We start from the raw sequence: 11713 nt of genomic DNA on the forward strand, positions 1-11713 counted from the left end.
GTTCCGCGCGCACGGCATGCGCATCTTCGTCCCCACGAAGTCCGCGGAGCAGCTGGAAAGCTCCAAGGCATTCTCCAAGGCCTTCATGCAGCGCCACGGAATTCCGACAGCCGAGTACCAAACCTTTAGCGACCCGGCGCAGGCCCATGCCTACGTGGACGCCAAGGGCGCGCCCATCGTCGTCAAGGCCGACGGCCTGGCGGCGGGCAAGGGCGTGGTCGTGGCCATGACGCTCAAGGAAGCCCATGATGCCGTGGACTTCATGCTGGTGGACAACAAATATGGCGTGGCGCACAACGAGGGTGGCGCGCGTGTGGTGATCGAGGCCTTCCTCGAGGGCGAGGAAGCCTCCTTCATCGTGCTGTGCGACGGCAAGAACGTGCTGGCCCTGGCCACCAGCCAGGACCACAAGCGCCTGAAGGACGGCGACGAAGGCCCCAACACCGGCGGCAGGGGCGCGTATTCGCCCGCGCCCGTGGTCACGGCCGACGTGCACGCCCGCGCCATGCGCGAAATCATCCTGCCCACCATCCGCGGCATGGAAAAGGATGGCATCCCCTACACCGGTTTCCTGTACGCCGGCCTGATGATCGACGCCAAGGGCCACCCCAAGACGCTCGAATTCAACTGCCGCATGGGCGACCCCGAGACCCAGCCCATCCTGATGCGCCTGAAAAGCGACCTGGCAGACGTGCTGGGCGCCGGTGTGGACGGCAAGCTCGACCAGGTCGAACTGCAGTGGGACCGCCGCACCGCGCTGGGCGTGGTGATGGCCGCCCATGGCTACCCCGAGAACCCCCGCAAGGGCGACACCATCACCGGCCTGCCGGCCGATGCGGACGATGCCGTGGTCTTCCATGCGGGCACGGCCCTCAAGGACGGCGTGGTCAGCGTCACGGGTGGCCGCGTGCTGTGCGTGACGGTGCTGGCCGACAGCGTCAAGCAGGCGCAGCAGCGCGCCTACGATGTGGCACGCAACATCCATTTCGACGGCGCGCAGTACCGCCGCGATATCGGCTTCAGGGCTGTGAAGGCCTGATGACCCCATCGACGCTGAACGCTGCCGACACGGTGGCGCGCGTGCGCGGCTACCTGCAAGGGCTGCAGCTGCGCATCACCGATGCGCTGGAGGCCGTGGAAGGCGAGGGCGGTGCGCGCTTTCTGGCCGATGCCTGGCGCAAGGAGCCCGGCGAGCCGCTGCAGGGCGATGGCGTCACGCGCATCCTCGAAGGCGGGCGCGTGTTCGAGCGCGCGGGCTGTGGCTTCTCGCACGTGCGCGGGCCGCTGTTGCCGCCATCGGCCACGCAGCACCGGCCCGAGCTGGCGGGAGCGCCGTTCGAGGCCATGGGCGTGTCGCTGGTGTTCCACCCGCGAAATCCCTATGTGCCCACGGTGCACATGAACGTGCGCATGATCGCTGCCGGCCACCCGGGCCAGACGCCGACCTGCTGGTTCGGCGGCGGCATGGACCTCACGCCGTACTACGGCTTCGAGGAGGATGCGGTGCACTTCCACCGCAGTTGCCGCGATGCACTGGCGCCGTTTGGCGAGGACAAGTACCCGCGCTTCAAGCAGTGGTGCGACGAATACTTCTTCCTCAAGCACCGCCATGAGCAGCGTGGCGTGGGCGGGGTGTTCTTCGACGACTTCTCGGAGCTGGGCTTCGAGCAGAGCCTGGCCATGACGCAATCCGTGGGCGATGCCTTCCTGTCGGCCTACCTGCCCATCGTGGAAAGGCGCCAGGGCATGCCCCATGGCGAGCGCGAGCGCGAGTTCCAGCTCTACCGCCGCGGGCGCTATGTGGAGTTCAACCTGGTCTGGGACCGGGGCACGCATTTCGGTCTGCAGTCGGGGGGGCGCACCGAGTCCATTCTGCTGTCCATGCCGCCCCTGGTGTCCTGGGCCTACCGGCGCCAGGAAGAGGCCGCCTCGGCCGAGGCGGCGCTCACCGAGCACTTCCTGGTGCCGCGCGACTGGCTCTCCGAGGCTGGCTGAAACCGCCTCTTTTTCCAAAAAAGCTATAATTTCAATAGCTGCCCGCGCTTTTGGCGCCAGCAGCACCGGGTTCAAACACCCGCCATTGCCTGAGCGCCACCGCGCAACACCTGAGGCCCAGCCCACTGGCTGCACACTCCGTTGCGCGCTATATTGATTCCATTCCTTATAAATCACCGCCTGATGACCACATCCACCAAATCGGAAACCGCCTCCAAGAAAGACGTCACCAAACTCCAGCGCGCCATCGTCGATGGCCTGGAAGACGTCAAGGCGCAAGACATCCAGGTCTTCAACACCGAGCATCTCTCGCCGCTGTTTGAACGGGTCATCGTGGCATCGGGCACCTCCAACCGCCAGACCAAGGCGCTGGCCGCCAGCGTGCGCGACGCGGTGAAGGAAGCCGGTTTTTCCAAGCCCCGCATCGAGGGCGAGGACAACGGCGAGTGGATCATCGTGGACTGCGGTGCGGCCGTGGCGCACATCATGCAGCCCGCCATCCGCCAGTACTACCGCCTGGAAGAGCTGTGGGGCGAGGTGCCCGTGCGCATGAAGCTGGGTGCGGCCAAGCCGGCATCGTCGGCAGCCACCGAGTTGGCCGAGAAGAAGTCGGCGCAGAAGGCCGCCAAGTCCGATGCCAAATCGGCCGCCAAGAGCGGTACCTCGGCCCGCCCCGCGGCCAAGAAGGCGGCAGCACCTGCCAAGTCGGCTGCCCGCCCCGCCGCCAAGTCTGCGCCCAAGCCGGCAGCCAAGGCCCCCGCAAAGGCACCGAGCCGCGCCCCGGCAAAGACCGGCACGGCCTCCAAGGCCGCACCGGCCAAGTCCGCCGTGAAGACCAGCCCTGCAGCCAAGAAGCCCGTCGCCACCAAGGCCCCGATCAAGACCATCGTGGTCAAGCCATCGGTGCCGCGCAGCAAGGCCAATGCCGAGGCCGCCAAGCCCGCTTCGCGCGGTGGTGCACGGCCAGCCGCCAAGGCCCCCGCCAAAAGGGCACCGGGCCGCAAGTGAGGCGATGCAGGCGGGTTCCGTCCCGTCCCCCGCAATCTCCTGGCGCCTGAACTGCCATGAAACTGTTGATCGTGGCCGTGGGCCAGCGTGTGCCCGACTGGGCGCAGACCGCTTACGACGACTATGCCAAGCGCTTCCCGCCCGAGCTCAAGGTCGAGCTCAAGGCGGTGAAGACCGAGCCGCGCGGCTCCAAGACCCTGGAGACGCTGTACGCCGCCGAGCGTGAGCGCATCGAGGCCGCCATTCCACGGGGTACCCGCGTGGTGGCGCTCGACGAGCGCGGCACCAACCTCACCACCAAGGCTTTGGCCGAGCGGCTCAAGGGCTGGCAATTGGGCGGTGATGACGTGGCGCTCGTCATCGGCGGACCGGACGGGCTGGACCCGGCCTTTCGCCAGGCGGCGCACGAACGCATCCGCCTGTCCGACCTGACCCTGCCGCACGCCATGGTGCGGGTGCTGCTGATCGAGCAGTTGTACCGCGCCTGGTCGGTGAACGCCGGCCATCCCTACCATCGCGAATAGTGCGGGCGGCGTGATTTGCTACCGATTGCGTAGCAAGTGGTAAGAAGTGCACGGGATCGTAAGCTGGTTCTTGGTTATGCTCCAGCACCATGCCGGACTTCATCTACCTCGCCTCCCAAAGCCCCCGCCGCCGCCAACTGCTCGACCAGTTGGGCGTGCGCCATGAACTGCTCGTGCCCAATGTGGACGGCGACATGGGCGAGGATGCCGAGGCCATCGAAGAGGTACGCCCCGGCGAGGTGCCCACCGCCTATGTGCAGCGCGTCACCGGCCTCAAGCTCGACGCCGCCATGGCCCGCCGCGCGCGCCGCGGCCTGCCCGAGGCACCCATCCTGTGTTCCGACACCACGGTCGCCCTGGGCCGCGCCATCTACGGCAAGCCCGACGATGCCGCGCATGCCGCGCGCATGCTGACCGAGCTGGCGGGGCGCACGCACCGCGTGCTCACGGCCGTGGCGCTGCAGATGGGCACGCGCCGCGTGGCGGCGCTGTCGGTGTCGCGCGTCACCTTTGCCGCGCTCACGCCGCAGCAGGTCGAAGACTACGTGAACACCGGCGAGCCACTGGGCAAGGCCGGCGCCTATGGCGTGCAGGGCAGGGCGGCGGCCTTCATTCCGCAACTGAGCGGCAGTTATTCGGGCATCATGGGCTTGCCGATGTACGAGACCGCTCAGCTGCTGCGCGCAGCTGGCTTCCCCGTCTGAAGAAACAACACAAAAACTGCTGACGACCATGCAACAAGACATCCTCATCAACTGGTCGCCCCAGGAGACACGCGTCGCCATCGTTGAACATGGCGCGGTTCAGGAGCTGCATATCGAGCGCACGCTGGAGCGTGGCTTGGTGGGCAATGTCTACCTGGGCAAGGTCTCGCGCGTGCTGCCGGGCATGCAGTCGGCCTTCATCGACATAGGCCTGGAGCGTGCCGCCTTTTTGCACGTGGCCGATGTCTGGCAGCGCCAGCCCGATGGCGAGCCGCCTGCGTTCGCGCGCAAGGGCGAGCCCCAGATCCCCATCGAAAAGCAGGTGTTCGAAGGCCAGTCGCTCATGGTGCAGGTCATCAAGGACCCCATCGGCACCAAGGGCGCGCGCCTGTCCACGCAGATCAGCATAGCGGGGCGGCTGCTGGTGTTCCTGCCGCAGGACGACCATGTGGGCGTGTCGCAGAAGATCCCGTCGGCCGAACGCGATGCGCTGCGCACGCGCCTGCAGGCCCTGGTGGGCGACAAGGCCTCGGGCGGTGGCGGCGGCTTCATCCTGCGCACCAATGGCGAGGACTCGACCGACGCCGAGCTGGCTGAGGACATCGCCTACCTGCGCAAGACCTGGGCGCGCATCAAGGAGGCCTCGCTCAAGCTGCCGCCCATGTCGCTGCTGCACCAGGACCTCGATCTGCTGCAGCGCGTGCTGCGCGACCTGGTGGGCGACCATACCCAGACCATCCGCCTCGATTCGCTGGAACAGTTCCAGCGCCTGCGCGCCTTCGGGCAGGAGTTCATGCCAGCTGCGGCGCCCAAGCTGCAGCACTACAAGGGCGAGCGGCCGATCTTCGACCTGTACTCCATCGACGAAGAGGTGGCCAAGGCCCTGGGCCGCAGGGTGGACCTCAAATCCGGCGGCTACCTCATCGTGGACCAGACCGAGGCGCTCACCACCATCGACGTGAACACCGGCGGCTACGTGGGGGCGCGCAATTTCGACGACACCATCTTCAAGACCAACCTGGAGGCGGCCCAGGCCATCGCGCGACAGCTGCGCCTGCGCAACCTGGGCGGCATCATCATCGTCGACTTCATCGACATGGTGCAGGGCGGGCACCAGGACGCCGTGCTCAGCGAGTTCAGGAAGCAGCTCGCGCGCGACCGCGTGAAGACCATGGCCGGCGGCTTCTCGCAGCTGGGCCTGGTGGAGATGACGCGCAAGCGCACGCGCGAATCCCTGGCCCACATGCTGTGCGAGCCCTGCGAGGCCTGCCAGGGCAAGGGCAGCGTGAAGACCGCACGCAGCGTGTGCTACGACATCCTGCGCGAGATCCTGCGCGAGGCGCGCCAGTTCAACCCGCGCGAGTTCCGCGTGGTCGCCTCGGCGCGCGTGGTGGAGCTGTTCCTCGACGAGGAAAGCCAGCACCTGGCCGGGCTGTCGGACTTCATCCGCAAGCCGATCTCGCTGCAGGCCGAGAGTGCCATGGGGCAGGAGCAGTACGACATCGTGCTGCTGTAGATGCGCCTGTCCGATGGCCCCGGACCCACAGGTGGCGCGCTGGAATGGGCAGTCCCTTTCCAGCGGGCAACTGGCGCGTGTCCATGGCTTCACGGACCTGGACGGCAGCCAGCCCGATGCCTGGGGCCATATGCTGGCCGAAGAGCGGGCTGGCAAGCCGGTGGATGTGGCGGGCTACCGCTGACGGCGCGTCACAGCTTGCGCAGGCGCTCCAGCGCCGCGCGCAAGGTGTCATCCTTCTTGGCGAAGCAAAAGCGCACCACGCGTTGGTCGAAGCCGTCGCCGTAAAAGGCCGACAGCGGGATCGCGGCCACGCCGATCTCGCGCGTGAGCCATTGGCAGAAGTCCGATTCGCTCTGGTGGCTCACGGCCGAGATGTCCACGCACTGGAAGTAGCTGCCCGTGCTGGGCAGGAGCTTCAGGCGCGAGCCGGCCAGGCCTTCGCGGAACAGGTCGCGCTTGGCCTGGTAGAAGGCGGGCAGCTGCAGGTAGGGCGCAGGGTCCTTGAGGTACGAAGCCAGGCCGTACTGCACGGGGGTGTTCACCGTGAACACATTGAACTGGTGCACCTTGCGGAACTCGGCCGTGAGCGCCGCGGGCGCGGCCACGGTGCCCACCTTCCAGCCCGTGACGTGGAAGGTCTTGCCGAAGCTCGAGACGATGAAGGCGCGCGCCGCCAGGCCGGCGAAGCGCGCAGCGCTCTGGTGCTGGCCGCCGTCGAACACCATGTGCTCGTAGACCTCGTCGCTGATGAGCAGGATGTCGGTGGGGGCGAGCAGGTCCTGCAGGGCCTGCATGTCCTCGGCGCTCCAGACGGTGGCGCTGGGGTTGTGCGGGGTGTTGATCAGGATGGCGCGCGTGCGCGGCGTGATGGCGGCGCTGATCTTGGCGAAGTCGGGGCGGAAGGTGCCGGGCGTGAGCGGCACGCGCACTGCCACACCGCCGGCCAGCTCGATGTTGGGCACGTAGCTGTCGTAGCAGGGGTCGAGCACGATGACCTCGTCGCCCGGGTGCACCACGGCCAGGATGGCGGTGATGATGGCCTGGGTGGCGCCGGCGGTGATGGTGATCTCGCTGGCCGGGTCGTAGCGGCGGCCGTGCAGGGCCTCGATCTTGGCGGCGACGGCCTCGCGCAGCGCGGGCACGCCGGTCATGGGCGGGTACTGGTTGTGGCCGGCCTGCATGGCGGCGGTGACGGCATCGACCAGGGCCGGGTCGCAGGCGAAGTCCGGAAAACCCTGGCCCAGGTTGACGGCGTTGTGCTCGGCCGCCAGGGCCGACATCACGGTGAAGATGGTGGTGCCCACCTGGGGAAGCTTGCTGGCGATGGCGGGAGTGCGTGCGGTATCGGTCGCGAGGGTCATGGGACAGGGGGAGGAAAGGAGGGGGAGGAGGTCAATGTGCGAGGCTGGCACCCTAGCCGCCATTGCGGCGGAAAATCACCACGTCGATGTCGCTCGGGGCACCCCAGCGCACCAGCGGGTAAGCGGCCACGATGGCCAGCCAGATCAGCGGGGCCAGCCAGCGCAGGCCCGACTTCACATAGGCGATTCGTGCATACAGGCCATCGAGGTGGACGCTTGCCAAGTGGGCCGAGTCGATCAGGGTGAGGCCGTGCCGCGCACTCAGATGGGTGAGGTTGCGCGCGTTGAAGTAATGCAGGTGGGGCGAGGGCATGCCCTTTTGCCACAGCCGGTCGAAGAAGGCGCCCGCCCCGAAGCGGTGCAGCAGCTTGCTGGTGCGGTAGAAGACGCCGCGGCTGGAGGGCAGGTTCAGCACCAGCAGCCCGCCGGGGGCCAGCCGGGCAATGCACTGAGCCAGCAGCGCATCGGAATGCGGGATGTGCTCGAACACGTCGTTGAAGACGATGGCGTCGAACTGCTCGCTATCGGCCAGCACATCGGGAAAGAAGCCCTCGCGCACCGGCACACCGCTGCGCTGCGCCTGCTCGCAGACCGCGTGGTCCGGCTCCAGGCCCAGGACGGTGAAGCCGCGGTCGGCTGCGGCTTTCACGAACCAGCCATGGGCAGCGCCCACGTCCAGCAAGCGCGTGCCGGCCGGCGTGATGTGGCGGCCCATGCGGTCCAGCAACTGGTGGAAATTGGCCTCGCGCAGGGCCTTGAGGCCGGTATCGCGCTGGCCTTCATCGACCTTTTCGTGGGATCGGGCTTCGTTGATCGCGGGCGCCAGCTGCGCCGCTTCATAGCCGCACAGGGGGCACACCCAATGCCATTCCTCCAGGCCGGCGCGCAGCGCCTGGCCACAGCAAACGCAAGGAACTGCCGCGGAGGAAAGGGTACTCATCGGGCATCACACCTTCTCAAAGTTCGTAGTCGTTAACGTGGCCGCTCATGGCGCGGGCGATGAGCTCGCGGCTCAGGCGGTCGCTGAGCAATTCTGCGAATTTGTACACGAAATTGCGCAGGTAGGCCCCGCGTTTGAAGGCTACGCGGGCCACACTCTGGCCGAACAGGTGGCCTACCGGGCGCACCACCAGGTCGCCCACGGGGTCGTCGCGCATGGCCATCTCGGCCACGATGCCGATCCCCAGGCCCAGGCGCTCATAGGTCTTGATCACGTCAGAGTCGATGGCTTCGAGCGCGATGCGCGGCTGCAGGCGGCGTGCGGCAAAGGCATGGTCGATCTTGCCGCGGCCGGTGAACGAGGGGTGGTAGGTGATGAGCGCCTCGTGCGCGATGTCGTCGAGGCCGATGCGTTCCTTCTGCGCCAGCGCGTGGCCGGGCGGCAGCACCAGCACGTGCTCCCATTCGTAGCAAGGCAGGGTGACGAGCTCGGGGTAGTCGGCCAGGGACTCGGTGGCCATGCCGATCTCGGCCACCTCGTCGATGACCATGCGCGCCACCTGGTCGGGCGTGGCCTGGTGCAGGCTGATGTTGACCTTGGGGTAGGCCTCGCGCAGGCGCGCCACGGGCACCGGCAGCTCGTAGCGGGCCTGGGTGTGGGTGGTGGCAATGCTCAGCGTGCCGTTGTCCTGGGCGCTGAACTGCTCGCCGATGCGCTTGAGGTTCCCCACCTCGCGCATGATGACCTCGATGCTCTTGAGCACGTGCTGGCCCGGCTCGGTGATGCGCTTGAGCCGCTTGCCGTGGCGCGCGAAGATGTCCACGCCGAGTTCTTCCTCCAGCTCGATGATGGCCTTGGAGACGCCGGGTTGGGAGGTGTGCAGCGCCTTGGCGGCTTCGGTCAGGTTCAGGTTGCGCCGGGCAGCCTCCTGGACGAAGCGGAATTGGTGCAGATTCATATCTGATATCGCCTAAAGAGTTGCATCATTATGCTGCAAGCATCTAAGAGATGTCAGGCGGTGATGCAAAAACTCAGCCCGAAGGCGATTCACAAGCGATTTCTGCCATCAATGCGGTCATGCGTGGGTCTTCGCCGATGGCCGCCTGCACGCCAAAGCGCACGCCGGGGTGGCTGGCGCGCAATTGTTCCACCAGCACGGGCAGGTCTTCGCGCGCATGCTTGCCGGTGCCCAGGAACATGGGCACCACGGTGACATGGCGGGCTCCCTGGGCGACCAGCTGGGCCACGGCGTCGGGCAGGGTGGGCTGGCACAGCTCCAGGTAGGCGCAGGCCACGGGCCTGCCTGGGTGTGCCTGCCCTATGCGGGCGGCGACGGCCTCCATGGGGGCGCGCCACAGCGGGTCGCGCGAGCCATGGGCGAACAGGACGATGGCGTGGTCATGCATGGTTGGGCGGCTACCTTCGAAGGACGAGCCACCCGAAGGCGCCCAGGGAAAGCAGCGAATAGATGATCCCTGGCGCAGCCGCCGTGAGCCAGGGCGACCAGTTCTGCAGGTTGCCGGCGTAGCCGAACACGTTGTTGAGCAGGAAGAAGCTGATGCCGGCCATCACGCCGCCGAACACATAGCCTGCGATGCCACCGGAGCGGAAGTGCAGGTAGGCAAAGGGCAGGGCCAGCACCACCATCACCAGGCAGGAGAGGGGGTAGAACACCTTGCGCCAGAACTCGATCTCGTAGCGCTGGGCCGACTGGCCGTTGCTGTCCAGGTGGCGGATGTACTGGAACAGGTCCACCGTGGCCATGCGGTCGGGCTTGAGCAGCGAGGCGGCCACCATGTCGGCGCTGATGCGCGTGGGCCACTGCAGCGTGGGCGCGTTCTGGCGGTCCACCCGGGCTTCGTCGCCGCCGCGCTGCTGGAAGCTGCTGCGCTGCACGTCGGTGAGCTCCCAGGCGCTGCCGTCGCCGAACCTGCCGGAGGCCGCACGCGTCTGCGAGGCCAGCAGGCCCTTGGCATCGAACTCGAAGATGCGGATGTCGAGCATGCCGCCGTCGGGCGTGAGGGCGCGCACGTTCACCGCGTAGGAGTGGTCGTCCTGGCGCTCCTTGAGCCAGGCGCCGGTGGCACCCGAGGTGAGGCGGCCCAGGTGGCGTACCTTGATCAGTTGCGCGGCCTTGTCGCTCAGCGGTGCGATGTAGTCGCCCACGGCGAAGGTCAGCACCACGAAGAACCCGCCCAGCGTGAGCAGGGTGCGCATGGCGCGCCAGGGGCCCATGCCGCTGGTGCGCATGATGGTGAATTCGGAGCTCTGCGCCAGGCGCGCCATCACGAAGATGGTGCCGATCAGCACCGTGATGGGCAGCAGCTCGTACAGGTGGCTGGGGATGCTGAGCACCACGAACAGCATGGCATGCGACAACTGGTAGCCCTGTGGCCCCGTGCGGCCCACCCAGCGCAGTTCATCGACCAGGTCGAAGAAGAAGAACAGGGCCAGAAAGCCGATGGTGACGTAGGCCACCGCGAAGAAGGCCTCGCGGTGGATCAGGCGGCGTATGGTTTTCATGCGGGGCTCCGGCGCTGCCACAGGCGGCGCAGGCTCCAGTTGTTATGGCGTGCGGTGAGCAGCAGCAGCGCGAGGGCGAAGGTGCCGCCGTGCAGCATGAGCATGAAGCCGCCCAGGCCCAGGCGCCCGGCGCCGACCCAGCTGGTGCCCAGGGTCATGAGGTTGTAGTAGACGATGAAGGCGAAGAGGGCGAACACCAGGCTGGTGCTGCGCCCCGCGCGCGGGTTGACGGTGGCCACGGCCAGGCCCAGCACCACGAAGTTCAGGGCCGCCAGGGCCAGGCCGATGCGCCAGCCCAGCTCGGCCCGGTAGGCAGGCAGGGGCTGCATCAGCAGCTCATGCGTGGCGCGGGTCTTGACCGAGAGCTCTTCGGCGGAGCCGGCGGGCGCGGAGCCGATGCGGGTGGTGTACTCTTCGAATTCGCTGATCTTCAGGCCAGGCTTGTCGTGCTCGGTCTCCAGCCGCTGCCCCTGCACCAGCGTGGCGATGCGCTCGCCATCCTTGGTTTCCAGCCGGGCGCTGCGCGCGGAGGTGACGGTTTCCTTCTTGGCGATGTTGGTGGCAATGAAGATGTTGTTGCCGGCCAGGTTGTCGGGGCTGTCCTTGTCGATGAAGAACACCCGGCTGCCGTTGGCTGACTCCTGGAACTCACCGGGGGCGATGCGGTCGATGTCGCTGCGCTGCTCGTAGCGGGTCTTGAGCTCCTGGATCTGGTTATTGGCCCTGGGCGCGACCAGCAGCGCCAGCACGGAGATCACCAGAATCGATGGCCAGGCGAAGCGCAGCAGCGGGCGCAGCAGGCTGATCAGGCCGCGGCCGCTGGCGAACCAGATCACCATCTCGCTGTCGCGGTACATGCGCGACAGCGTGCCGACCACGGCCACGAACAGGCTCAGCGCCAAAATGATGGACAACTGGCCCAGCACCGTGAAGCCCATGACCAGCATCACGTCGGACGGACTCACGCTGCCGCGCGAGGCCTGGCCCAGCGTGCGGATGAGCATCATGGTCATCACCACGGTGACCAGCACCACCAGTGTGGCCCCGAAGCTGCGCGCCAGCTCCTTGCGGATGGATGAATCGAATAACATTGGCTCTAAGGAAAACACCGATTATGAACTTTGATCTGAAGACCCTTG

General features: G+C 67.1%; 13 protein-coding genes. 7 read left to right on the forward strand and 6 right to left on the reverse strand.

Features of this window, described 5'->3' with window-relative positions; translation table 11 throughout:
* The 7 genes from purD to ACK59X_RS29735 all read left to right on the forward strand — a co-directional run.
* On the forward strand, positions 1 to 1039 hold a 1039-nt coding region (purD, locus tag ACK59X_RS29705), incomplete at its 5' end, for a phosphoribosylamine--glycine ligase (protein WP_409962266.1).
* Positions 1039 to 1995: an oxygen-dependent coproporphyrinogen oxidase gene (hemF, locus tag ACK59X_RS29710; protein ID WP_409962268.1), complete on the forward strand. Its 957-nt coding sequence runs from the start codon at positions 1039 to 1041 to the stop codon at positions 1993 to 1995. The genes purD and hemF, both read left to right, overlap by 1 nt.
* Before the next feature lie 183 nt (positions 1996 to 2178).
* A complete protein-coding gene (gene rsfS / locus ACK59X_RS29715) occupies positions 2179 to 3003 on the forward strand; it encodes a ribosome silencing factor (RefSeq protein WP_409962270.1) in 825 nt (274 codons plus the stop codon).
* 56 nt (positions 3004 to 3059) lie between these two features.
* Positions 3060 to 3527, forward strand: coding sequence for a 23S rRNA (pseudouridine(1915)-N(3))-methyltransferase RlmH (gene rlmH, locus ACK59X_RS29720; protein WP_007858784.1), 468 nt, complete (start codon positions 3060 to 3062; stop codon positions 3525 to 3527).
* Positions 3528 to 3616: 89 nt separating this feature from the next.
* Positions 3617 to 4231: a Maf family protein gene (locus ACK59X_RS29725; protein WP_409962273.1), complete on the forward strand. Its 615-nt coding sequence runs from the start codon at positions 3617 to 3619 to the stop codon at positions 4229 to 4231.
* A gap of 28 nt (positions 4232 to 4259) precedes the next feature.
* Positions 4260 to 5747, forward strand: coding sequence for a ribonuclease G (gene rng / locus ACK59X_RS29730; RefSeq protein ID WP_409962275.1), 1488 nt, complete (start codon positions 4260 to 4262; stop codon positions 5745 to 5747).
* A 13-nt stretch (positions 5748 to 5760) separates the two neighbouring features.
* Positions 5761 to 5931, forward strand: coding sequence for a hypothetical protein (locus ACK59X_RS29735; RefSeq protein ID WP_409962276.1), 171 nt, complete (start codon positions 5761 to 5763; stop codon positions 5929 to 5931).
* 7 nt (positions 5932 to 5938) lie between these two features.
* Here the strand turns inward: ACK59X_RS29735 and ACK59X_RS29740 are convergent, their stop codons facing one another.
* The 6 genes from ACK59X_RS29740 to lptF form a co-directional block, all read right to left on the reverse strand.
* A complete protein-coding gene (locus ACK59X_RS29740; protein ID WP_409962278.1) occupies positions 5939 to 7111 on the reverse strand; it encodes a pyridoxal phosphate-dependent aminotransferase in 1173 nt (390 codons plus the stop codon).
* Between the two features lie 52 nt (positions 7112 to 7163).
* Entirely contained in the window at positions 7164 to 8051 is an 888-nt protein-coding gene (locus ACK59X_RS29745; RefSeq protein ID WP_409962280.1) for a methyltransferase domain-containing protein, read from the reverse strand.
* 16 nt (positions 8052 to 8067) lie between these two features.
* Positions 8068 to 9009 carry a CysB family HTH-type transcriptional regulator gene (locus ACK59X_RS29750; RefSeq protein ID WP_409962282.1) on the reverse strand — a complete coding sequence of 314 codons (942 nt, stop codon included), beginning with the start codon at positions 9007 to 9009 and terminating at the stop codon, positions 8068 to 8070.
* A gap of 73 nt (positions 9010 to 9082) precedes the next feature.
* Complete coding sequence (locus ACK59X_RS29755) at positions 9083 to 9457, reverse strand: sirohydrochlorin chelatase (RefSeq protein ID WP_409962284.1); 375 nt, start codon at positions 9455 to 9457, stop codon at positions 9083 to 9085.
* A gap of 10 nt (positions 9458 to 9467) precedes the next feature.
* The gene (gene lptG / locus ACK59X_RS29760; protein WP_409962286.1) at positions 9468 to 10574 is read right to left on the reverse strand and encodes an LPS export ABC transporter permease LptG; all 1107 of its coding nucleotides are present in this window, start codon (positions 10572 to 10574) and stop codon (positions 9468 to 9470) included.
* The gene (gene lptF / locus ACK59X_RS29765) at positions 10571 to 11665 is read right to left on the reverse strand and encodes an LPS export ABC transporter permease LptF (protein ID WP_409962288.1); all 1095 of its coding nucleotides are present in this window, start codon (positions 11663 to 11665) and stop codon (positions 10571 to 10573) included. Before lptF ends, lptG begins: the two co-directional genes overlap by 4 nt.
* Positions 11666 to 11713: the final 48 nt, after the last annotated feature.

The sequence above is a fragment of the Acidovorax sp. genome (genome assembly GCF_046339755.1).
Lineage (GTDB): Bacteria > Pseudomonadota > Gammaproteobacteria > Burkholderiales > Burkholderiaceae_C > Acidovorax.

Excerpts from the sequence above, each read along its gene's own strand:
- ACK59X_RS29725 (WP_409962273.1), top strand. The coding sequence starts at position 3,617 with ATGCCGGACTTCATCTACCTCGCCTCCCAAAGCCCCCGCCGCCGCCAA.
- ACK59X_RS29740 (WP_409962278.1), bottom strand. The coding sequence starts at position 7,111 with ATGACCCTCGCGACCGATACCGCACGCACTCCCGCCATCGCCAGCAAG.
- lptF (WP_409962288.1), bottom strand. The coding sequence starts at position 11,665 with ATGTTATTCGATTCATCCATCCGCAAGGAGCTGGCGCGCAGCTTCGGG.
- ACK59X_RS29755 (WP_409962284.1), bottom strand. The coding sequence starts at position 9,457 with ATGCATGACCACGCCATCGTCCTGTTCGCCCATGGCTCGCGCGACCCG.
- lptG (WP_409962286.1), bottom strand. The coding sequence starts at position 10,574 with ATGAAAACCATACGCCGCCTGATCCACCGCGAGGCCTTCTTCGCGGTG.
- ACK59X_RS29750 (WP_409962282.1), bottom strand. The coding sequence starts at position 9,009 with ATGAATCTGCACCAATTCCGCTTCGTCCAGGAGGCTGCCCGGCGCAAC.
- rlmH (WP_007858784.1), top strand. The coding sequence starts at position 3,060 with ATGAAACTGTTGATCGTGGCCGTGGGCCAGCGTGTGCCCGACTGGGCG.
- ACK59X_RS29745 (WP_409962280.1), bottom strand. The coding sequence starts at position 8,051 with ATGAGTACCCTTTCCTCCGCGGCAGTTCCTTGCGTTTGCTGTGGCCAG.
- rng (WP_409962275.1), top strand. The coding sequence starts at position 4,260 with ATGCAACAAGACATCCTCATCAACTGGTCGCCCCAGGAGACACGCGTC.
- rsfS (WP_409962270.1), top strand. The coding sequence starts at position 2,179 with ATGACCACATCCACCAAATCGGAAACCGCCTCCAAGAAAGACGTCACC.
- ACK59X_RS29735 (WP_409962276.1), top strand. The coding sequence starts at position 5,761 with ATGGCCCCGGACCCACAGGTGGCGCGCTGGAATGGGCAGTCCCTTTCC.
- hemF (WP_409962268.1), top strand. The coding sequence starts at position 1,039 with ATGACCCCATCGACGCTGAACGCTGCCGACACGGTGGCGCGCGTGCGC.